The sequence below is a fragment of the Rhizobium sp. N621 genome (assembly GCF_001664325.1).
GTDB classification, from domain to species: Bacteria; Pseudomonadota; Alphaproteobacteria; order Rhizobiales; family Rhizobiaceae; genus Rhizobium; species Rhizobium esperanzae.
On sequence record NZ_CP013499.1, the window covers coordinates 568,132 to 590,393 of the forward strand.

Annotated in this window: 19 protein-coding genes; 11 read left to right on the forward strand and 8 right to left on the reverse strand. The window is 62.4% G+C overall.

Features of this window, described 5'->3' with window-relative positions:
- Together AMK00_RS29695 and AMK00_RS29700 are read left to right on the forward strand one after the other, a co-directional pair.
- Positions 1–798: an ABC transporter ATP-binding protein gene (locus AMK00_RS29695; protein ID WP_064812920.1), complete on the forward strand. Its 798-nt coding sequence runs from the start codon at positions 1–3 to the stop codon at positions 796–798.
- Positions 799–867: 69 nt separating this feature from the next.
- Positions 868–1,584: a 4'-phosphopantetheinyl transferase family protein gene (locus AMK00_RS29700; RefSeq protein WP_064812922.1), complete on the forward strand. Its 717-nt coding sequence runs from the start codon at positions 868–870 to the stop codon at positions 1,582–1,584.
- Here the strand turns inward: AMK00_RS29700 and AMK00_RS29705 are convergent.
- From AMK00_RS29705 to AMK00_RS29715, 3 genes are read right to left on the reverse strand one after another with little or no spacing between them, the layout of a single operon-like run.
- Complete coding sequence (locus tag AMK00_RS29705) at positions 1,557–2,915, reverse strand: lysine N(6)-hydroxylase/L-ornithine N(5)-oxygenase family protein (protein ID WP_064812924.1); 1,359 nt, start codon at positions 2,913–2,915, stop codon at positions 1,557–1,559. The two genes, AMK00_RS29700 and AMK00_RS29705, sit on opposite strands and share 28 nt — an antisense overlap.
- Positions 2,912–6,901, reverse strand: a complete 3,990-nt coding sequence (locus AMK00_RS29710; protein WP_064812926.1) for a non-ribosomal peptide synthetase — start codon at positions 6,899–6,901, stop codon at positions 2,912–2,914. Before AMK00_RS29710 ends, AMK00_RS29705 begins: the two co-directional genes overlap by 4 nt.
- Before the next feature lie 18 nt (positions 6,902–6,919).
- Positions 6,920–7,138: an MbtH family protein gene (locus tag AMK00_RS29715; RefSeq protein WP_064807863.1), complete on the reverse strand. Its 219-nt coding sequence runs from the start codon at positions 7,136–7,138 to the stop codon at positions 6,920–6,922.
- A gap of 193 nt (positions 7,139–7,331) precedes the next feature.
- On the opposite strand from AMK00_RS29715, the gene AMK00_RS29720 reads away from it, so the two are divergent.
- From AMK00_RS29720 to AMK00_RS29730, 3 genes are read left to right on the forward strand one after another with little or no spacing between them, the layout of a single operon-like run.
- Complete coding sequence (locus tag AMK00_RS29720) at positions 7,332–8,321, forward strand: GNAT family N-acetyltransferase (RefSeq protein ID WP_170965826.1); 990 nt, start codon at positions 7,332–7,334, stop codon at positions 8,319–8,321.
- Entirely contained in the window at positions 8,318–9,736 is a 1,419-nt protein-coding gene (locus tag AMK00_RS29725; protein WP_064812930.1) for an MATE family efflux transporter, read from the forward strand. The genes AMK00_RS29720 and AMK00_RS29725 overlap by 4 nt, the downstream gene beginning before the upstream one ends.
- 10 nt (positions 9,737–9,746) lie before the next feature.
- Positions 9,747–10,934 carry a PLP-dependent transferase gene (locus AMK00_RS29730; protein ID WP_064812931.1) on the forward strand — a complete coding sequence of 396 codons (1,188 nt, stop codon included), beginning with the start codon at positions 9,747–9,749 and terminating at the stop codon, positions 10,932–10,934.
- Here the strand turns inward: AMK00_RS29730 and AMK00_RS31700 are convergent.
- Complete coding sequence (locus AMK00_RS31700; protein ID WP_082240397.1) at positions 10,825–11,481, reverse strand: sigma-70 family RNA polymerase sigma factor; 657 nt, start codon at positions 11,479–11,481, stop codon at positions 10,825–10,827. The two genes, AMK00_RS29730 and AMK00_RS31700, sit on opposite strands and share 110 nt — an antisense overlap.
- Positions 11,482–11,646: 165 nt before the next feature.
- Here AMK00_RS31700 and AMK00_RS29735 point away from each other — a divergent pair, with 165 nt between their 5' ends.
- From AMK00_RS29735 to fhuB, 3 genes are read left to right on the forward strand one after another with little or no spacing between them, the layout of a single operon-like run.
- Positions 11,647–12,138, forward strand: coding sequence for a GNAT family N-acetyltransferase (locus AMK00_RS29735; RefSeq protein ID WP_064812933.1), 492 nt, complete (start codon positions 11,647–11,649; stop codon positions 12,136–12,138).
- A gap of 32 nt (positions 12,139–12,170) precedes the next feature.
- Positions 12,171–13,001, forward strand: coding sequence for an iron-siderophore ABC transporter substrate-binding protein (locus tag AMK00_RS29740; protein WP_064813228.1), 831 nt, complete (start codon positions 12,171–12,173; stop codon positions 12,999–13,001).
- Complete coding sequence (gene fhuB / locus AMK00_RS29745) at positions 13,001–14,965, forward strand: Fe(3+)-hydroxamate ABC transporter permease FhuB (protein ID WP_064812935.1); 1,965 nt, start codon at positions 13,001–13,003, stop codon at positions 14,963–14,965. The genes AMK00_RS29740 and fhuB overlap by 1 nt, the downstream gene beginning before the upstream one ends.
- Before the next feature lie 13 nt (positions 14,966–14,978).
- On the opposite strand, the gene AMK00_RS29750 is transcribed toward fhuB, so the two are convergent.
- Positions 14,979–15,728 (reverse strand): SDR family oxidoreductase, encoded by a 750-nt coding sequence (locus tag AMK00_RS29750; protein ID WP_064812937.1) that lies wholly within the window; start codon positions 15,726–15,728, stop codon positions 14,979–14,981.
- A 95-nt stretch (positions 15,729–15,823) separates the two neighbouring features.
- On the opposite strand from AMK00_RS29750, the gene AMK00_RS29755 reads away from it, so the two are divergent.
- Positions 15,824–16,813 (forward strand): AraC family transcriptional regulator, encoded by a 990-nt coding sequence (locus AMK00_RS29755; protein WP_237350527.1) that lies wholly within the window; start codon positions 15,824–15,826, stop codon positions 16,811–16,813.
- On the opposite strand, the gene fhuF is transcribed toward AMK00_RS29755, so the two are convergent.
- On the reverse strand, positions 16,750–17,535 hold the full coding sequence (gene fhuF / locus AMK00_RS29760) for a siderophore-iron reductase FhuF (RefSeq protein WP_064812939.1): 786 nt from the start codon (positions 17,533–17,535) through the stop codon (positions 16,750–16,752). The two genes, AMK00_RS29755 and fhuF, sit on opposite strands and share 64 nt — an antisense overlap.
- A gap of 4 nt (positions 17,536–17,539) precedes the next feature.
- Positions 17,540–19,714 (reverse strand): TonB-dependent siderophore receptor, encoded by a 2,175-nt coding sequence (locus tag AMK00_RS29765; protein ID WP_064812941.1) that lies wholly within the window; start codon positions 19,712–19,714, stop codon positions 17,540–17,542.
- A gap of 383 nt (positions 19,715–20,097) precedes the next feature.
- Here AMK00_RS29765 and AMK00_RS29770 point away from each other — a divergent pair, with 383 nt between their 5' ends.
- Positions 20,098–20,772 (forward strand): L,D-transpeptidase, encoded by a 675-nt coding sequence (locus AMK00_RS29770; protein WP_064812943.1) that lies wholly within the window; start codon positions 20,098–20,100, stop codon positions 20,770–20,772.
- A 14-nt stretch (positions 20,773–20,786) separates the two neighbouring features.
- The gene (locus AMK00_RS29775; RefSeq protein ID WP_064812945.1) at positions 20,787–21,323 is read left to right on the forward strand and encodes an OmpA family protein; all 537 of its coding nucleotides are present in this window, start codon (positions 20,787–20,789) and stop codon (positions 21,321–21,323) included.
- Positions 21,324–21,633: 310 nt separating this feature from the next.
- Here the strand turns inward: AMK00_RS29775 and AMK00_RS29780 are convergent, their stop codons facing one another.
- Positions 21,634–22,107 (reverse strand): Hsp20 family protein, encoded by a 474-nt coding sequence (locus tag AMK00_RS29780; RefSeq protein WP_064807878.1) that lies wholly within the window; start codon positions 22,105–22,107, stop codon positions 21,634–21,636.
- Positions 22,108–22,262 lie beyond the last annotated feature (155 nt).

Consider the following 22,262-nt stretch of genomic DNA (forward strand, 5'->3'; position numbering starts at 1 on the left):
ATGAACGCCTATCTCAAGCTCGATCATATCGACAAGCATTTCGATCGCGGCGGCGTGCGCGCCGAAGTCCTGAAGGACATCAACCTGACGATATCGGAGGGCGAATTCGTCTCGATCATCGGCCATTCCGGTTGCGGCAAGTCCACCCTGCTCAATCTCATCGCCGGCCTGACCCCGGTTTCTTCAGGCGCCGTGCTTCTGGAAAATCGCGAGGTCAACGAACCGGGTCCGGAACGCGCCGTCGTCTTTCAGAACCATTCGCTGCTGCCGTGGCTGACGGTCTATGAGAACGTGAATCTCGCCGTCTCCAAGGTCTTCAGCCGAACGAAGACCAAGGCCGAGCGGCATGACTGGGTCATGGCCAATCTCGACCTCGTGCAGATGGCGCATGCGAGAGACAAGCGGCCCGCGGAAATCTCCGGCGGCATGAAGCAGCGCGTCGGCATTGCCCGCGCGCTTGCCATGGAGCCGAAGATCTTGCTGCTCGATGAGCCCTTCGGCGCGCTCGACGCCTTGACGCGCGCCCATCTTCAAGATGCGGTGATGGAGATCCATAGCCGGCTAGGCAATACGATGGTGATGATCACCCATGATGTCGATGAAGCGGTGCTGCTCTCCGACCGCATCGTGATGATGACCAACGGCCCGGCGGCCCGCATTGGCGAAGTGCTCGACGTCACCATGCCGCGTCCCCGCAACCGCGTCGAACTCGCCTCCGACCGGACATATCTCAAATGCCGTGAAGCCGTGCTGAAGTTCCTCTACGAACGCCACCGCTTCATCGAAGCCGCGGAATAGACCCGCGGCGATTGCGGACATAACCCGCTGCCCGATTGCCAATCGGACGGCGGTACGCATACTGGCGCCATGCAGCAATCAGATAATCCGGCCGCCATCGATGTCGTGCTCTGGCAATATCCGCAGAACGGAAGCGATGGGGAGCGCTGGATAGTGTCGCTGTCCTCGAATGAGCGGGAGCGCGCCGCGACCTATCGGTTCGAACGCGACCGGACCTCGTTCATAGCCGGCCGCTATCTGCTGCGGCAAGTGCTGAGCGCGCATACCGAAACGCGGCCTGACAAGGTCGTGTTGCTGGCGGATGCGCACGGCAAGCTGACGGTCGAGGGCCGCGACACGCTGCAGTTCAGCCTTTCCAATGCCGACGGGCTGGTGGCGGTCGCCGTCGCTTCGGAATGCGAGCGCGTCGGGATCGACTGTGAACGCGCTGATGCCGAAATCGAAGCGGCGGCGTTGGAGAGCTATTGCAGTCCGGACGAACGGCGTTGGCTCGATCAATTGCCTGCGGGTGAAGGGCCGCGTGCGGCCATTGCACTTTGGACGCTCAAGGAGAGCCATCTCAAGGCGCTCGGCGTGGGCCTGCGCGAAGATCCCCGCAGCGTCGCCTTTTCCTGGCAGGACGGCATCCCTGTCATGGTTCAGAGCGGCGAACCGGACCGGCAATGGCATCACCGCTTGATCAAGAGCGACAGCCAGCACCTCATCGCACTGGCCGTCCGCTCACCGTTCGGCGCCGCCGGCATTCATGTCCTGACGTTTCAGGACGAGAGCAGGCCGTCCGAATAGCCGGCGCGCAGTTGGTGCGGGGTGGTCGAAGCGGCCTCCGTCGCCCAGACCAGCTGCGCATTGTCGGGCTCAGCATCGAAATGCTGCCGGCCGAGAAGCGTGTTGACGATCTTGGCGCTGCGCCAGGCCATGAGACTGAGTTGCGAGTCGGCGATGCCGTGCGAGTATCGGCCTGCATTCTGGGCAAACAGCCGGTTGGACCTTGGGCCTGTCCACTGCATCGTGTAGTCGTCGTTCAGGGTGGGATAGCCATTTCTGTCAAGGCTGATCCTTTCGCCGAGCGAACCGAGCGCATCCGGCAAACGGAACCTGTAGCCGGTTGCCAGCACCACCGCATCGGCATGCAGCACCTCGATCCCGCCATCGAAATGGTTGCGGACGATCAGCCGATAGGCATTGCCGTTCCGCTCCATCTGGATCACGTCGCGGTTCGGCGACAGAGATGCGTTCAACGTGCTCTGATCGAGGTAGCGCAGCGCGTAGAGGCGGCGGTAGATCGAGTGGATCGTTGAAATCGACAGGCCGTCGCTGGTCAGGATCGAGTTCTTCAGCGCCGCCTGCTTCTGCTCGCCGCTGAGCTTCAGATAGGCCTGCACATATTCTGGCGAGAAGACCTGGTTCGAAAACGGCGTGTCGTTGATCGGCTCGAAATTATGGCGCCGGCTGATCCAGGTCAGCTCCTTCATCGCATCAGGATTGCCAAGCAGCGCCTCGACAACCTCGCCGCCGCTCTGGCCGCCGCCGACCACGACGATGCGGGCGGCGCGAAGATCCTTGAGACGCGATTTGGCCTCGCTGTTGTGGAAGCAATCGGGCCCGAGGAAGGGTTTCGCCCAATCGGGCACCAAGGGCGAAGCCCCCGTGCCGACCACCAGGTTCTTCGCTTCTTCCTGGCCGTCGTCGAAGCGCAGGACGAAGCGGTCGTCGCGGTGCTCGACGTCACGGATGTCAGTTGCGTATCGCAGGCCATCGACGCCGTTGGCGACCCAGGCGAGGTAACGCGCGAATTCCTGTCGGGGAACGGCCTCGTAGTTGGCGTTCAGGAAGGCGTAAAGCCGCTTGTGGGCCACCAGATAGGAGACGAAGGACCAGCGGCTGGTCGGCAGGACCGGCGTGACGAGGTCCTTCAGGAAGGACGATTGCAGCTCGACGCCGGGCATCATCATGCCGGGATGCCAGTCGAAGGCGCCGCGCCGCTCGAAGAAGCGGCTGCGGACCTCGGGCACGGATTCCAGCAGGCAGGCAAGGCTCAGATTGGAGGGACCGATGCCGATGCCGGCAAGATCGAGCGGCTCGTTCAGGGCATCCCTGCGGGTAAAAGCGACGGTCATGCGTTATCCTTCTCTGTTTCCTTGAGACGCAGGGCAAGCCTTGAGTGGAAGGCGGGAGAACCGATCATGTGCAGATGGTTGGTGCCGGTGATGATCTCGGCCGGGTGCGCGCGCGGCGACAGGCGGCGCCAATCGATCAGGTTGAGGCCGCGGTTGAGGCTGTCATCGGCCGCCCAGGGATAGATCGGCACATCATGAGGAATGAGCCGATGCTTGCGGAAGATCAGAGCATTGTCGATCAGCACCCAGAAGGTGTGCTCGCGGCTGCTGATGTCAGGCCCGTCTGTGGGAAGCGGGTCCTTCTCGTCGCCGACGAAGCGTAGGAACTGCTCGTAGGTATCGGCGTCCATCGTCGACAGCAGCCGGTCCCATTCGGGCCGCATCGCCGTCTTTTGCAGCCATGCCTGCACGTCCCGGTGCAGCATGTCGCGTTCGCCGGGCCGGAACCTCGGCTTGGCGCCGATGGCAAATTCCGATCCGAGGTCGCAGACATCGACCATCGCCATCATCCTGATGTCGACCTCGTTGGCAAGTGTGCGGGCGGCCTCGTAAGCCAGGAGCCCGCCCCAGGACCAGCCGAGGAAAGTGCAGGGCGCGCCGCCGCCGTGCTTCCTGATATAGTCGACATAGCTCTGGATGATCTCTTCAACAGGCGCCCCGACTTCCTTCTTCTCGGACAGCGAGTGGCAAATGAAGCCGGTCGCCGGCTGATCGGCGCCGAGATAGTCGACGAGCTTCACATATTCGCGGGTGCTGACGAGGAGCCCCGGGAAGCAATAGAGCCGCGGCTTAGTGCCTGATGCCCGCAGCACGATCACCTCGGAGAGATCCCGCTCCTCCCCCTGCTCCATCACACCGGCAAAGGCGCGGATGGTCGGGTTGTTGAAGATATCGGCGACAGTAAGCGGGATCTTCGGCCGGCGCTGCCTGAGCTGCGTGAGGAAGCGGATCGCGCCCAGCGAATTGCCGCCGATGGCAAAGAAATTATCCTCAACGCTGATCGCTTCCAGCTTGAGAACCTGGCGCCAGACATCCAGCATCTCCTCTTCCAGCGCGGTCGCCGGCTCGACGATGACGCGTTTGACCGGCTGGGGTGCGGGCAGCGCGAAGCGGTCGAGCTTGCTGTTCGGATTGGTCGGCATCTTTTCGAGTTCGACCACGGCCGCCGGCACCATATAGGACGGCAGGCTGCGTTCGAGGCCGGACCGAACAGTCTCGACGTCAAGCCTCTCGTCTTTCTTCGGAACGACATAGGCGACCAGCGCCTTTTCACCGGCATCGTCGTCGCGCAGCACGACCAAGGCTTCGCCGACGCCGGGCTGCTGCAGCAGCGCCGCTTCGATCTCGCCGAGCTCGATGCGGTAGCCGCGCAGCTTCACCTGATGATCAACGCGACCGACGAATTCGACGGTTCCGTCCTCGCGCCAGCGCGTCAGGTCGCCCGAGCGATAAAGCCGGCCACCCTCTTTCGAGAATGGATCGGGGATGAAGCGGTCCGCCGTCGTATCCGGCTTGTCGAGATAGCCGCGGGCGATGCCCTCGCCGCCGATATAGAGTTCGCCGGTCACGCCGATCGGGCACGGGTTGAGATCAGGATCGAGCACATAGACGCGCCGTAGCCCGACGGCGCGGCCGAGCGGCGCATAGACGCCCTGGAATTTCGTGCCGGCCCTCACCTTCCAGACCATCGGCGTCATGATGGTTTCCGTGGGACCATAGCCGTTGATCAGCCACTCCGATTTCAGCGCCCGCGACAGAAGATCGAAGGTCGATTGCGCCAGCCCCTCGCCGCCGAAGGAGTAAAGCCGCATCGGCGGCGCGCCATCTGTGATATCGGCCCATTCCGCCAGTTGCTGCAGATAGGTGGTGGGAATGCTGGCATTGTTGGCGCCGTGCTTGCGCATCGCCGTCAGCGTCTCCTCCGGCGTCCACAGCGGCTGGTCGGGAAGGATGATGCTGCCGCCTTCCATCAGCGGGTTCATCCACCGCTCATGGCCGCCATCCGAACTGAAGGGCAGGAAGGGCAGTTCGCGGGATTCCGAGCTCATGCCGTAGACGCGCGAGGTATTCTGCAGATGGTGGGTCAGCGGCCCGTGCTCGACGGCGACACCCTTCGGCAATCCGGTCGATCCCGACGTGTACATGACATAGGCGAGTTGATCCTTGTGCGTGGGAATATAGAGCGGCGTATCCGGCTCGCCGTCGAGATCGAGCTTGTCGAGTTCGACGATAATGGCATCGAGTTCGTCCGGCAGCCGATGGCGCAGCCAGCTATGGGTGAGAACGATCTTGACGCCGCCGTCGCGCAGAATGTGGTGGTTGCGCACCGGCGGATGGTCTGGCTCGACGGGGATATAGGCGCCGCCAGCCTTCAACGTCGCGAGGATGCCGACGATCGCCTCCGGCGAGCGCTTGATGAAGATCGCGACCGTCACCTCGGCGCGAACGCCGAGCTGCCGCAGCCGATGCCCGAGGCGGTTGGTGCTCGCCTCCAGCCAGCCATGGCTCCACTCCTCGTCGCCATAGACGATCGCGGTCTTCTCAGGCGTCCGGCGCGAATGGGCCGATATCAGCTCGTGGACCGGCCGGTCATCGTTGACGACGTCGTCCTCATAAGGCGCCGACAACCAGTCGAGCTCGTCGCTGCCGACGAGTTCGATATCTTTGATCCGGAGATTTGGCTGCGCGACGATCTGTTCGAGCACCAGGCGGAAATGCTTGGCGACGCGGGCGATCAGCGTGCCGTCGTAAAGATCTTGGGCGTAATCGATCAGCCCGAATGCGCCGCCGTCCGAACGCGCCTCGACGACTAGAGAAAGCTCGCTGTCGGCGCGCGCGCCTGATGGTTCCAGGTTCGTCGCATCTCTCGGCACCGGATAGGGTTCGCGGAATTCGAACAGCGCCTTGACCACGGCTTCCTGGGCGGCCGCTTCGTCGACCACCAATTCCTGCGTGATGCGCTCCAGCGGCACGAGGCGGGCAAGCCCCCCCTCCGCCACCGAGGAGATCGCCGCGACGACATCGTCGAGGGATAGTCGGGAAGCGAGCGGCAGGACAAGGGGAAGCACCTGTTCGGCGCGGCCGCGGCTGGCGAAATGCTCCGTGCGGGGCCGGGCGACCAGCAGGCCGGTCAGCAAAGCATAGTTGCCGCTGTAGCGTGCCAGCAGCGCGCAGAAGGCGGCGTGCAGCACGCGCTCGACCTGAAATCCTTTGCCCTGCGCATGCCGTTCGAGCTTGCCCCACAGCTCGGGCTCGATTGCAAACCGATGCTCAGCGCGCGCCACGCCGGCAAGCCCACCGCTGTTGAAGCGAGTGGGAAAGGTCGAGGCCGCATAGTCGAGACCGATCGTGTCGCGCCAATAGGCCAGCGCTTCGCGCGCTTCATCCGTCTCCAGCCATTCTTCCTCCCGCGTTCCGGCCGAGATTTCCGCCGAGCGCATGTCGCCGGCCGGCGCGCCGTCGAGAATGCGCGCCAGCGAGCCGGCAAGAACGGATTTTTCGTGGTCGTCTGAGATGATCGGATGCAACACGATCGTCAGCAGCGACTGCCCGTCGGCAAGCCGAATGATCTGGATACGCGCGCCCGGTCCTTCCAGAAGATCGAAGCGCTTGTCGCGGAAGGCTTTTCGCGCGGCCAGGGCTTCAGCCTCGGAAAGAGCAGCTCCTTCCTCGCCGAGGATTTCCATCGGCACGGAGTTCGATGCGCCGCGATACTGCTCGATGCGGCCGCCCGCCAGCCGGCGGAAGCGGGTAGCAAGCGACGGATTCTCAGCCACGAGCGCACGGCAGGCTCCGGCAATCGTCTCGATGTCGATCGCGGCACTCAATCGCAGCCCGATGACCTGATCGGGAAAGACCGTGTAGTTGCCGATCTGCTCCAGCGACCAGATGCGCTTCTGCGCGATCGTCAGCGGAAAGCTCTCGAAGACGGTGTCCACAGCATCGGTCGGGCGGGCATCGGCGAAATTGGTAATCTGCTTGTTCATCTTGCCATCCAGACGTTTTCAGAGACGTGCATCGGCTGCCATGGCCGAGCGCAGGGAGAGCGGGCGCGGGTCGGGCCAGACGTCACGGATATGGGCGAGGCACTCCTGGCGCGAACCGGCAAAACCCGCCGCCTGCCAGCTCACCGGAATCCGCTTGTCCTGCGGCCAGACCGAGTAGTGATGCTCGGTGTCGTGGACGACGATCCAGAAATCGTCGCGGGGCTCAAGATTGTCCATTCGAAGCTCCTGCAGAGATTGACGTCATGCGCAAATGACGGATCCCCCCTGCTAGAGTTTAGAAAATTGCTGAGAATTTTTTTCTTCGTTTCCCCTAAATCCGCCCAGTGATGGATCGTCATTCTACCAAATCAGCGCAGGCGCGGGCTTCATGCTCGCAGCATCAAAAGCCCTGCCGATCACGGAGAACATCATGGATTTCGACGCCGCCAAACAAAGGCGGGCTCTGCAGGCGCGCAGCTATGTCAGGCTTGCCCCCAATATCGTCCATCTCAACACCGTGTACGGGAATCACGAAGTCGCCCTCGAAGTCGAAGCCGGCATCGCCTCGCTGACCTTCTACGAGGGAAATCCCGTGCAATCGGCGGAGCTTCTCATGGCGGCCGCCGAAGCGGTGACGGCACAAGACCGCTCGATCAAATCGGTCGCTTTCGAAGGGACTCAGACAAGCCTTCCCCGGCACATTTCAGCGATCGATGGAAGGCTCGACTCCGCCATCCTCTGGCAATGGCCCTCGCTATGGCTGCCGCAGATGTCCTATCCGCTGCCGCCCGTGCAGGAGATGACCGCCGGCCGCTACCATCCGCGCCGGCCGGCAAAGCCTAAGGGCACGATCTACCAGCGCTTCATCCCGTGGCTGGAGCGGGATATCAGCTTCAGGGTGGCCGATCCCGAGATCGATCTTGCCGTCTTCCACCGCTGGATGAACGACCAGCAGGTCAACACGATCTGGGAGGATGCGGGCTCGCTCGAAAAACACCGGGAGATCCTGGAAGAGAGGATCGCCGATCCGCATGTCCTGCCGCTGATCGGCAGTTTCGCCGACATTCCCTTCGGTTATTTCGAAGTCTACTGGGCCAAGGAGAACCGGCTCGGTCCCTATTACGATGCCGACGATTACGATCGCGGATGGCATGTGGCGATCGGCGAGCCCGATTATCGCGGCAAGAAATGGATCAGCGCGTGGCTCCCCTCGCTGATGCATTTCATCTTTCTGGACGATCCCCGCACCAGGCGCATCGTCGGCGAGCCGCGCGCCAGCCACGAGCAGCAGATCCGCAATCTCGACCGCTCGGGCTTTGCCAAGGTCAAGCATTTCGATTTTCCGCACAAGCGGGCGCTTCTCGTGATGCTGAGCCGCGAGCGTTTCTTCGGCGATCATCTCTGGGTTCCCGCATCATGAACGACATGAGCGAGATGAGCGGCAGCCTGCGGAAACGGCGGCTTGCACCGGAAGATCTTGCCAGCCCGCAGCTTTTCCGGCTGCTGCTGCGGCTCGGATTGCCCGCCATGTTCGGCCTGTCGATCAATGCCGCGCATCACACGATCAATATGATCTTCGTCGGCATGATCGGCGAGGATCAGATCGCCGCGATCATGATCGTGCTACCGATCCTCATGCTGGTCGCTGCCTTCGGCGAAGGCATCGGCGTCGGCGTGGCGACCGAGGTCGGCCGGGCGCTCGGCGCCGGCAACCGGCCGACAGCCAGCACCCTTGCCTCGGTCAGCCTCGCCGCCGGCATCGTCTTCGGCGCGACAAGCGCGGTTGCGATCGTCGCCTTTCCCTCTGCCCTGCTGTTCGGCGCCACATCAGCGATCGAGCCGCTGGCGCAGCATTATCTCCTCATCATCGCGGTCTCGATACCGCTGACGATGGCGCAGATCATTCTCGATTTCCTGGCGATCGCCGAGGGCAACGCCCGCTTCAGCATGTGGACGCTCGTCGCCTGCTTCGCGCTGAACATCATCCTCGACCCAATCATGATCTTCGGCTTCGGTCTCGGTCTGCAGGGCGTGGCGATGGCAACCATCCTCTCCCAGCTCGTGGCGCTCTCGATCTACGGCGCCTACCATGCGAGACGTCTCGGGACGATCCGGCTGACGTTCTCCTGGCGATTCGCCGATATCAGGCATCTCAAGCCGGTGCTTGCTGTGGGCGCACCGACGACGCTGACGAGCCTTGCGACGGCGGGCGCGGTTGCCGCGATGCTGTCGGTCGCCGGCACCTATCACGGTGAGGACGGCATCGCCGGCGTCGGCATCGCCTTGCGGCTGCTTGCGGTCGGCGCTTTGCCGGTCATCGGCATTTCGCTCGGCGCACAATCCATCCTGAGCTTTGCCTGGGGCCGCGGGGATATATCGCGGGTGCTGGCGGCAGCCCGCATGCTTTCCGTGGTCACGAGCGCGGTCGGCGGCGTCTACGGGCTGGCAGCGATCGTCTTTTCCGAGCGCCTTGCCTCGTTCTTCACCGACGAAGCCGCCGTGCTTACGATCGCCGGCCAGGCGATCGTCGCAACCCATCTTCCCTTCCTGCTGTTCGGCCTGCGGCAAACCGTGCTGATCCTCTTCCAGACTCAGGGCAGGCCGAAAGCCGCACTTGCCGTCGGCCTGGCGCAGAACGGCTATCTTCTCTTCCCGCTGCTCGCGCTGCTGCCGCCCTTCTTCGGCTTTTCCGGCCTGCTCGCCGCCATGTTCCTGGCCTCGGCGCTGACCGGCCTGCTGTCATGCGTCTGCCTGGCAAGGTCGCTCAGCGCACTCCGGCAGCGCTCGGCCGACGATCTGACCGCTCTTCGTCCCTATCCCAGCTTTTGTCCATGAGAGGATTATCATGAACCAGTCGTTCAGCCCCCGCGACCTTGGCGCCCATGGGGCCGCCGACGACCTCTTCAGGCCCGTCGATCCGGCGGCATTCAACGCCGCCTCGCCGCCGATCTTCCAGACGTCGCTCTTCACCTATGACAGCTACGAGGCAATGGAGGATGTCTTCGCCGGCCGGGCGCGCAACTTCATCTATTCGCGCGGCGACAATCCGACCGTCCGCGAATTCGAGCTTCTGGTCGCCCGCCTCGAAGGCGCCGAAGACGGGCGCGCCTTCTCCAGCGGAACAGCCGCCATCACCGCAACCATTCTCAGTCTGGTGGAAGCGGGCGACCGGGTCGTTGCCGTCCGCCACCTCTATAATGACGTCTACCGCCTTCTGGTGAAGCTGCTCGGCAGGCTCGGCGTCACCGTCGATTTCGTCGATCCCTCCGATCATGACGAGGTGCGCAAGGCGCTGCCGGGCGCCAAGCTGCTCTATCTCGAAAACCCGTCGTCCTTCATCTTCGAGCTACAGGACATCGTGGCCCTGTCGGCCATGGCGAAAGAGGCCGGCATCACGACCATCATCGACAATAGCTGGGCGACACCGCTCTTCCAGAAACCGATCCAGCATGGTGTCGATATCGTCATCCACGCCGCCTCGAAATATCTCGGCGGCCATAGCGATACGGTCGCCGGCGTCGTCGTCGGCACGAAGGAGGCGATCGCGAAGATCAACTCGACGTCCTATCCCTATGTCGGCGCCAAGCTTGCGCCCTTCGAGGCATGGCTGCTGCTGCGCGGCATGCGTACGCTGCGTGTGCGCCTCAAGGAACATGAGCGCAGTGGGCTTCTGCTTGCCGATCGGTTGAAACAGCATCCCGACATCGCGCGCGTTCGCCATCCGGCCTTTCAGGATCATCCCGGACGGGCGACACTCTCAGGCTATGCCGGGCTCTTTGCCTTCGACCTGACGCCCGATATCGATGTCGCGCGCTTCGTCAACGCGCTTCGCGAGATCCGCCTCGGGGTCAGCTGGGGAGGGCCGGAAACGCTGGTCGTTCCGGCCAAGGTCGCGCTGCAGATTCCCGACCGGATGACCACCTTTATCCGGTTCGGCGTGAGCGAGCAGACGATCCGTTTTGCTGTTGGGTTGGAAGAACCGGAGTTGCTTTGGATCGATTTGCAGCAGGCGCTGCACGCCGCGAAGCGGTAATATCCCGCGGCCGCTCGTGATCGGGGCGGCCGGGCGCGGCGATTGCCAGATGGCAATGCTGCTCTGCCGCCTTGATCATGAAATTGACGAGCGTTCGGGAGACGCCGAGTTCGGCTGCGATATCTTTCTGCGGCACGCCGTTCAGGCGATGACGGATGAAGGCGTCGTTGGTGCGCTTCGGCAGCGCCTCTAGCGAGGCAAGTACATCTCGTAGGGTCTCTGCGGCGACCAGTTGATCGAGCACGGTGGGGATGGGCGCCGTCATTTCTTGAACCTGGTCGATCGACCTATAGTTGTTCACCTGCTGGCGTCGTCGGCGGCTCTCGTCGAGGGCGAGATTATACACCATCCGAAATGCGTAACCGATCGGGCAACGGATGTCGTCGGTTTTGACCCCGTAAGCTTTTATCACTCCATCCTGAAATATATCCTCAGAATATGATCTTGATTTGACAACGCTTTCAATCGTCTTGAGGAGCTTATCCTTGTTTTCGATCATGGCGTTGACCACGGCATTTCCGTTCACATCACGATGCGATGCTCGCATTGTCCTGTACCCTTTTTACAAATGGAAAATCAGGCTCTGTCGTTGCTGGTCGGTGCGGTCTTGGCATTCCTTTATCGCAGGAAGCTACACGATGTGATTGCAGTGTCTATTTTAAGGTGATAACAGGAGTCAAGTTTAAATCAACCGAACGAAGGCGAGAAAAAAATGGGACGAACAGTCGAGATTCTGACCGGCAAGGCGGAGCTCTGCCGATCGATTATGGGGGCTTTACCGGACTGGTTTTCGGAACCCGAAGTCATCGAGGCAAGCGCCGAGGCGGTCGAGGAACTGCCGGTGTTCGGCTATATCGAAGCGGATGTCGTCACCGCCTTGATTGCCTTGAAACCGCACCTGCCTGATGCCGTCGAGATCGCGCTTCTTGCGACCCGGCCCGAATATCACGGCCGCGGCGCCGGACGCCATCTCGTCGATGCGGCCGAACGCTTTGCCCATGAATCGGGCGCCCGGCTGCTGACGGTCAAGACGCTCGCGCCGCGCGGCCGCGACGAGCCGCAATTCGAAGCGACGCGGCGCTTCTATGACCGGACCGGCTTCGTCAGAGCGGAGGTGTTTGCCAAGCTCTGGCATGAAGATCATCCGTGCCTATTCATGGTCAAGCCGCTCGCCGGAAATCAGCCGAGCGAGACCGCGCTTTGAGACGACGGGATTTTCTTCTGGGCGCGCTGGCGATAGCGGGCGCGCCCGTCATTGCGCACGCCGGCGATGACGGCGTCGTTTCGCTCGATTACGGATTGGCATCGACGATGCTGGCGCTCGGCAGCGTGCCGCGTGCGATCGCCTCGCTCAGGAACTGGTCGGAATGGGTTGTCGAGCCGTCTATGCCGCCAGGCGTCGTCGATGTCGGCACCACGTCGGAGATCAATCTCGAAGTCCTCACCAGCCTCCGGCCATCGCTGATCCTCAGCACGCCTTTCCTGGCGGCGCTGGATGAAAAGCTCTCCCGCATCGCGCCCGTGGAGACTTTCACCGTCTATGCCGAGAATGGCGATGCGCTCGACCGCTCCTACGCCGAAACGCGGCGTCTCGGCGATATGATCGGGCGACAGCGGGAAGCGGAGGCGTTTCTCTCCCATGCCGATGCCACGTTCGAGCGGTTGCGCGAGCGGGTGAAAAGCCTGTCCGCACCGCCTGTCGCCGTCATCAATTTCATCGACCAAAGGCATGCGCGCATCTATAGCGGCCCCGGGCTTTACGGCGGCGCCATGAGACGCATCGGCCTGGAGAATGCCTGGAAGGGCGAGGCGAGCTACTGGGGATTTCAGACGATCGGCCTGGAGCAGCTCGCCGAACTCGATGAAGAAGCCCACCTCGTCGTCGTGTCGCCGCTGCTTCCGCCCGATGTCCTGACCCGGCTTTCCGAAAGCCCGCTCTGGACTAGCCTGCCCTTCATCCGGCGGCAGCGGATCTCGGTCGTTCCAGGCGTCCTGATGTTTGGAATGGTCCAGGAAGCGCTGCGCTTTTCGACTTTGATGGTCGATGTTCTGGAGACTGCCGCCTGATGAAAGCGCAAACTTCCGGCTTTGGCGCGCCCACGCTCGCGGCGCTGCTGCTGTTTTCAGGCCTCGGCTTGGCTCTCCTCGACCTGCTGCCGGCGTTGCCGCATCTGGAGACATCAGGCGGATACGACGCCCAGCACCTTCTCCTTCTCTATTCGACGCTTCCGCGCATGGCCACAGCCCTGATCATCGGCGCCGCCCTCGCGCTATCGGGCACGATCCTGCAGCAGGTGCTGCGCAATCCGCTCGCTTCGCCGACAACGCTTGGCGTTTCGGCCGGCGCCAATCTGGCGCTGGTCTCCGTCATGCTCGCCTTTCCGTCGCTGACGGGATGGAGCCGCGACGCGGTCGCGCTTGCCGGAAGCGCCGCTGCAGCCCTCGCGATCTTTTCGATCAGCGCCCGGCACGGTTTTTCGCCCTTTTCCCTCATCCTGGCGGGCATGATCATCGGCCTTTGGTGCGGAGCGGCCGCGGCCATTCTCATCCTGATGAACGATCAATATCTCTCCGGGATCTTCATCTGGGGCGCCGGATCGCTGTCGCAGCAAAGTTGGGCGCTCCCGATCTCGCTGCTGCCGAAAGTCGCCCTGCTCGCCGGTCTTGCCTTTCTCGCCGCGAGGCCGTTGGCGCTGAGCCAGCTCGGTGATGCCGGCGCGACGAGCCTCGGTCTGCCGATCAAATGGTCGCGCGGCGTCATTCTGGCCATCGCGATTGCGCTCAGCGCCCTCGTCACCAGCGCCGTCGGCGTCATCGGCTTCATCGGGCTGGTCGCCCCGCAGATCGTCCGGCTGGCCGGCGCAAGGCGCGTCGTCAGCCAATTGATCTGGTCGCCCATCGCCGGCGCCGGCCTTCTCCTCCTGACGGACGAGACTACTAAGCTTCTTGCTCCCGGTGATTTCGTGCCGACCGGGGCGGTGACCGCATTGCTCGGCGGACCGATCCTGATTGCACTTTTGCCACGCCTTGCCACCGCCTCGCGCGTCCTGCCCGGCATAGCCTGGCCACGGCAGGTCATCGGCAGCAGAGCCACATCGCTTGCGCTTCTGGTCGTCCTCGTCATCGTACTAGCAATCGCCGCAACCTTCTTTGGCCGTGCACCCGACGGAAACTGGGCCTGGCTGCCCGCCGCGTCATGGGGCGAAACCCTCCCCCTTCGACTGCCACGCGTCGCCGCAGCTTTCGGCGCCGGAACCGTGCTCGGAGTCACCGGGCTGATCCTGCAGCGGCTGACCGGAAACGAGATGGCGAGCCCCGAAGTGCTCGGCGTATCGGCCGGGGCGGCGCTCGGTGTCGCAGCCGCCATGTTCACCTTCGCCGCGCCGGGGCTGACGATCCAGCTCACCTTTGCCGGCGGCGGAGCGCTCTCCGCACTGCTGTTGATCTTCCTCTTGAGCGCCCGTTCGGGCTTCGGCCCGAACCGTGTGCTGCTCGCCGGCATCGCTTTCGGTTCGATCCTCGATGCAGGCATCGGCGTTCTCGCAGCAAGCGGCGATCCGCGCGGCCTGGCGCTCATCCGCTGGATGGCGGGCTCGACCTATTTCGTCGACAATACCGTCGCGGCCAGTGCCCTCATGATCGCGCTCGCCTGCCTCGCCGCAGGCTTTCTGGCAAGCCGCTGGCTTACCTTGCTGCAGCTCGGCTCAGAGACCGCAAGCGAACTCGGCCTCAGGATCGCTCCCGCACGCGCCGTCCTGTTCGGGCTTTCCGCGATCATGACGGCGGCCGCCACGCTTGTCGTCGGCCCTTTGAGCTTCGTCGGACTGATGGCGCCCCACCTCGCCCATGGCCTCGGACTTCGCCGTCCCTCCATCCAGCTCCTGGCCACCGCGCTGATCGGCGCGACCCTGCTCGTCATCGCCGACTGGGCCGGCCGCACGATCGCCTTTCCCTACCAGGTCCCTGCGGGTTTGATCTCGGCCCTGGTTGGGGCGCCGATGCTGCTGTTCGTTCTGCGCCGGCGGCCTTAAGAGGCCGCCGCCTTCATACCGCCAATGCTTCGGCGTCGACGCCTGCGGGGATGCGCAACGGAGAGGAAGGATCGGTCGCAGCGCGCCATACTGCCTCGACGACGTCGACGGGCTGTGTCAGAGCGGTCTCCGACTGCTGCTCCCACGACGCGAATACGTCTGCGACGACCGACGAATAAGCTTTCGGGAAGCCGCCCTGTTGTTGAATCCGTGAGCGCGCCGTATCGCCGAACCGCGTGTCCGGCGCGCGCCCTGGCAGCACGATCCTCACGCGTACATTGAAGGGCTCGAGCTCGAGCGCGGCAGACTCGGTGAAGGCGTTCACCGCGGCTTTGCTGGCCGTATAGACCGCGAGGAGTGGGAGCGGCTTGAGCGTCACGCTCGACGTGACGTTGACGATGACCCCCTCCTGCCGCTCCCGCATCTGCGGAAGAACTGCTTGCGTCATCGCGATCGTTCCGAGAGTGTTCGTCTCAAAAACGTCGCGAGCGATCTCCATTGGCGTTCCCTCAACGGCGTTGAGCCAACCGATGCCGGCGTTGTTGACCAGCACATCCACAGGACCAGCGGTCTCAACCGCAGCGCGGATGCTTTCAGGGCTCGTGACGTCCAGCGCAACGATCTTGAGATGGTCCGAGATCGGCAGAAGGTCTTGGCGCGGCGTTCGCATGGTGGCGATCACCTTCCAGCCATGCGCGAGAAAGAACCTGGCGATTTCCAGCCCGAACCCCGACGAGCATCCTGTAACAAGAACCGTCTTCATATCTGTCTCCTATCCATGCTGACAGCGACAGATGTAGACGGCGATATCGCTACTGAATATCATGCATCGTCCACGTTTCATTATCAGGCGTATCGATGAGCGACCCTCTGGCTGAAATGGTCACGCTGCTGCAGCCGGCGGCGCGCTATTCGAAGTTCGTTAGCGGCGCAGGGACGTGGCGCGTTGAGCGCCAGGAAACGGGCCAGCCTTTCTACTGCGTCGCCCTGGAGGGTTCTGCGCGGCTGAGCGCGGAGGACGAGCAGCTCACGCTACGCGAAGGCGACTTCATCCTGATCCCGGCGGCCCATGCCTTCACGATGTCGAGCCTCGACGACGGATTATCGCCCGGCATGGATCCCCTCACCGTCACCACGCTTCCTGTAGAAACGCGTCACGGCGATCCCGAAGGGGCTCCGAATGCACGATTGCTGGTCGGCCACTTCGCTTTCGGCTCGCCTGATGCGGCCCTGCTGGTTTCCCTGCTGCCGCGGATCATCCATATCCGCGGCGACAGCAGACTGTCGGCGATCGTTCAGCTCGTCACTGACGAAGCCCGCGCCGAGCGGCCGGGAAAGAACATGATCCTGGCTCGGCTGCTGGAAGTATTGCTTGTCGAGGCGCTGCGCTCGAATGCTGGGGAGAAGGCGCCGCTTGGAATTCTGCGTGGCCTAGGCGATCCACGCCTTGCTGTGGCTATCCGTCGGCTGCATGAAAATCCCTCCAAGGAATGGACGGTGCAGCAGCTTGCAGGCGAGGCTGCCCTGTCGCGGTCGGCGTTTTTCAATCGCTTTCGTCGCACTGTGGGCCTAGCGCCAATGGAATATCTGATATCGTGGCGCATGGCGCTCGCCAGGAATCTGCTGAGGCAGGAGGATATCGGAATTCAGGAGATCGCCGAGCGCGTCGGCTATGGCTCCGCAAGTGCGTTCAGCACGGCATTTGCGCGCTTTGCCGGATTGCCTCCCTCAAGATATGCCGAGCAAGCAAAGACCATTTCAAACGCCGCTGACTGCGACCGGCGTCAATGCCGCCCGTCCGGCAGCGGGCAGGCTTCGCCGCAGCCGCCGACGCCGGGCAGGTTATAGCGCAGGCAGCAGACTTTGCGGCGAGCAAATTCGAGGCCGCATTGCTGGCGCGCCATGCGGATCATGCCGAACATCGGATTGCGCCTGCCGCATGGCCATGCGGCTTCGTCAAGCAGCGCCAGACCGCCTTCGACGAGAGCGGGCGCGTGCCGGTGGGCGATCTCTTTCAGGATCCAGGAAAGATATGCCGCGGCATTGTTCCAGAGAAGCTTCGGCGCCACGCCGGCATTGGCCGCGATCGCCACGATGACCGGTTCGGCATGGCCGAGCATCAGCCGATGAAGCTCGGCAGCCGGATCGGCCGCAGCCTCCGGCCGATCGGACATCACGAATGCTTCCGGCTCGCCTGTCTCACCATTGCAGACCAGTGACAACCGGTCCATCTCCAGCGACAGCGCAATGCGGTTCACGAACATATGGACGCTCGGCGCGATTGTCAGCACGCTGAAATAATAGAGCGTCCACATGGAGACGATCGCACGGCGGTCGCTACCCGGAAACTTTTCGGAATAGCGGGCGATGATGCCGTCAAAGACGTCCGGGTCGCCAAGGTCCCTGCAGTGAACGACAATCCCGGCCGGCGGCGGAGAGGCAAGCAGCTTGCCGCGGCAATAGGCGAACGGGCCATCGCCTACCAGGCCGTCGAGGTCGACGGCGTGGTAGGCGATAGGATGATCGGCGATCGAAGGGCGTGAGACCGTCCCGTTCATCTCTGCCGCCATGGTGCTACCACCGATACTTCAGTGTGCCGGTCATGTTGCGACCCTGGCCGAGATAGCAGAAGCCCTCGTTGCACACGGTGTCGCGCTCATCGGCGATGTTGCGGATATTGAAGGCCGCAGTCAGGCCTTCGTATTTCTTGTCGACCGCGCCGAAATCATAAGCGGCGGACGCGTCGATATAGAAGCTCGAAGGGTTCTTCGACGTATTCGCCGTATCCGTCCAGTTCTCGCTGACATAACGGACGCCCGCGCCGACGGACAGACCATGGAAGGGATTGGTTTCCTGGAACGTATAGTTGGCCCAGAGGCTTGCGACATGCGAGGGTGTCAAGGCCGGCGCATTGCCCGCATTTTCACCGCCTCCCGTCACTTCTGAATGATTGTAGGTGTAGGCCGCAATAAGATCCCAGCCATCGGCTACCGCCGCGCGGGCTTCCAGTTCGATACCCTTTCCGGTCACCTCACCGATCGATCCATAGGCAAACAACAGCGGGTCGACAAGCACCGGCTTGTTCTTTTCGACGATGTGATAGGCAACGGCCGACAGCAGGATGTCGGAGCCCGGCGGCTGGTATTTCACACCGACCTCGTACTGTTCACCCTCTGTCGGCGCCAGGATCTTGCCTGAGGTCGAACGGTTGGTCACCGGATCGAACGAGGTGGCGTAGGAGACGAAGGGAGCAATGCCGTTGTCGAATAGGTAGAGGGCACCGGCTTGCCAGGAGAAGGCGTTCTTATCGACCTCCTCCGAGCTGACCGCGGGCAAAGTCGCATCGCGCGTCTGGTTCACCCAGGTCTGCCGGCCGCCGAGGTTGAACCGCCAATTTCCGACCTCGATCTGGTCCAGCGCATAAATGCCGACCTGCCGCATGTCGGCGTCGGAATCCAGGATGCTGTAGTCCGGCGTGGCGCCCGAGACACCATAGGTCGGATTGGCGATATCGAAGTCGAACGCCGGATCGGCAGCGCCGGCGCCGTAGCCAAAGCTCGACTGGAGATTGGTGTAGTCGAGCCCGAACAGCATCGTATGGGCCAACGGGCCCGTATCGAACTTCGCTTCGAGCTGGTTGTCGGCCTGGAAAACGTTCATTTCGTCGCGGATCGCATTTGTGCCACGATGCGCGACAGTTCCGGTCCAGCTGGTCACGCCGAGATAGCGAGCCTCCAGATCGAGATGCGAATAGCGCAGGTTCTGCCGGAAGGTCAGGCCGTTGTCGAATTCATGCTCGAACTGATAGCCGACCTGCTGCTGCTTGACCTTCTGGTAGTCGTAGTCGGGATCGCTCTCCCTGAGCTCGTGGATCTTGCCGTCCAAGGTCGTGATCGCGCCGACGTTGGAGTCGGTCTCGTCCGACTGCGCCAGACCGTACACCGTGAATGTCGTGCCCTCGTCAGGCTTCCAGGTGAAGGACGGCGCCAGAAAATAGCGGTCGTCGGCAATGTCGAAATTGGTGTCGCCGCGGCGGGCAAGGCCGACGATGCGATAGAGAAAATCGTCGTTGTCTTCGCTGATCGGCCCGCCGAAATCGAACATTCCCTGCAGCCGATCCTGGGTGCCGTAGCTGATGCCGACTTCGCGGATCGGCTCGTCGGTCGGAAGCTTCGAGGTCTTGTTGACGAGGCCGCCCGGCGATCCCGCGCCGTAGAGAACGGAAACCGGCCCCTTGATCACCTCGACGCGCTGCAGCTGATAGGGATCGGTGCGGAACATGCCGTAATTCATGTAGGGCTGACGCAGGCTGTCACGAAAGTCTCCGACTGTCGTGATGTTGAAGCCGCGAATGTAGATTTGGTCGAAACGCGGATCGAAGCCGTTCGGTCCGGTCGTCACGCCGGCCGTATAACGCACCGCCTCGATGACCGACTGCACGCCGCGCTGCTCGATTTCCTTCTCGGTGGTGACGGAAATCGAACGCGACGTCTCGACGAGCGGCGTGCTGATCTTGGTCGCGCCAGCGCTGTTCTTGGCGGTGACCGATGTCCGGTCGGTCTTGCTATCAGAGGCTGCACCTTGAATGACGATCGGCTCCAGTGTCGTCGCGGTGTCACCTGCCGAGGCACTCTGGGCGGCGGCCGGCGATGCTGCAATGCCGATCAGGACGATCGCGGTCGTCGCAAAAAGCCTATCTCTGTAAATTCGCGATACATTATTAGAAACATTCAAAAAAACATGCGCCATTGCTTGGTCCCTACGTCACCGATGCGGGCGGAACCTATGGAGCGAAATAGAGCTTGTCAACATAAGGTGATTAATTTTGTCATCTTTTATTCGATGATCTGGCGGTGACGGCCGTTCGCGAACAGGTTGCATCCAGCATCGACACTGGAACGCCGGCACGGGACACCTGCGATGCACGCTCCGGCCGCGCCTCCTGTCAATATCCGGATCCGTACGCAGTCGGCATAACATTCTCCCGCCCGGAGTAACGACCGAAGCAATACAGCATCAGGCGACCCTAGATTCTCCATCGTTCTTGGTAGGGAGAGGAGTTTTCTATTGAGGCAAATAAAAAATCTGGTTTACTGCACTTCGCTTGTTGGCTTTCAGGGGGGATTTAGCCGATGGTGTGGACCCGCAGGAGTATTATGCTCGGTGGATTGGCGTTGCTTGGGACCGGCGCCGTCAGCAAACCGGCAGCCGCCGCGGCAGCTTCTTATTTCGACGGCGCTGCGGTCGACAACGGCGTGACGTTTCGCAGCACCGATTTCGCCAAAATCGACAGGCGCTGGCATCGCCAGGTCGTCAAATATTTCAGCAGCGAGCCGATCGGCACCGTTGTGGTCGATACAAGGCACCACTTTCTCTATCTGATCATGGAGAACAAGACCGCCATCCGTTATGGCGTCGGCGTCGGCCGCGAAGGCTTCAAATGGTTTGGCCGCGCCACCATCGACGCCAAATCACTCTGGCCGCGTTGGACGCCGCCGCCGGAGATGCGCAAGCGCCATCCCGAACTGCCGGAATTCGTCGCGGGTGGCTCACCGAAGAACCCGCTTGGCCCCCGCGCCATGTATCTGCATCGCGACGGCGTCGACACCGGCTATCGGTTCCACGGCACGCTGGAGCCATGGAGCATCGGCAAAGATGCCTCCAGCGGCTGTATCCGTATGTTCAATGAAGACGCCATCGATCTTTATCAGCGCTGCCCCATCGGCACTGCTGTACAGGTTCTGCCGCATATTGCCGACCAGGCTGAGGGCGCCACGCAGGTTAGCGAAACAACTCCGGTCGAATGAGGAATATCACCCCTATGTCTGCGATGATCGGATACACCAAGCGCCTCGCCGGCGCAGCCATGCTCTTGGCGCTCGCCGCCTGCTCCACCACCGAGGTCGCCTCGCTGGAAGAACCGGCGGCGGCGCCGATGACCGGCCAGACCAACGACCCCGCCCCCGGTTTCGAGAACGTCGCGCTGGGCAGCGAGGAAGATTTCATTCTTAATGTCGGCCGACGGATCTACTTCAAGCAGGACTCCGCCGCGCTCGATTCCGTCGCCATGGCCACTCTGGACAATCAGGCGGCCTGGCTCAACAAGAACCCGACCTGGCTGCTCAAGCTTCAGGGATTTGCCGACGATTCCGGCTCCGCCGCCCAGATGCAGACGCTCTCGCAGAAACGTGCCGATGCGGCGATGGCCTATCTGACCTCGAAGGGCGTGGACCCCAAGCGCATGTGGGCCAAGGGCTACGGCAACGACCGCGAAGTCCGCGACTGCACAGAGCGCTCCTGCAAGGTGCAGAACCGGCGCGTCGTCACCAATCTGCGCACCCAGCCTGATGCAGTCTGATTGCAGGTGGACCTGCAGGAGGGCCGAACGGAGGGCCAAGCTTGTTAGGCCGGGATTTGCGGCAAGAGAGTACGAGGGGAGAACAAACTCAGTCCACCTCGTTCGTGCACAAGGGCCGGCCACATGGCGCCGGCCCGAATGACATGGAAGCCCTGTTCAGGATCGCGCTTCAGAAACCGCGTCCGCGCTGCGGAGCTTGCCTAACGATTTCGAAAACAGAGACTTTGCCGCGTTTTTTGCGCTGCTTCCGCGACGTTTCCTGATCTCTACGATGAACGGCTTTATCCGGGACTTCATGGAGAGGCTCTCCTTAAGCCACCTGACGCTCGGATTCGATCTGAAGAGGCGCCTGCTGAAAGGAGCCGTCACCGATAACGATCTTGCGCGGCTTCATGGCTTCGGGCACTTCACGCTTCAGCGCAATCGAGAGAATACCATGTCTCAGCGAGGCATTCTCGACCCTGACGTGATCGGCGAGTTCGAAGCGCCGTTCAAATGCGCGGCCGGCGATGCCGCGATGCAGATATTCGCCGTCCTTTCCGTCGGCCGCCTTTTGCCCCTTCACCAGAAGGACGTTCCGCTCCTGGGTGATGTCGAGGTCGCCTTCGGCGAAGCCGGCCACTGCCATCTGAATGCGATAGTCGTCTTCGCCCGTCTTGACGATGTCGTAGGGCGGCCAGGCATCAATCGCCTGCAGGCGCTGCGCATTGTTCAGGAGATTGAAGACACGGTCGAAGCCGATGCTGGACCGATAAAGGGGGGCGAAGTCAAGTTCGTTTCTCATAGCCATATCCTCCGTAAAGCAACATGGGATGGAGACGCCCCGGAAACCTGCGCCTCCGCTCTGATCATCGGCCCGCTTTTGCGCTGCCGACGAAAATGATCTGGTTTCGCACGATTTTCGATTCAAGAGGAGAATCTAAAAATTTTCAGCCTGCT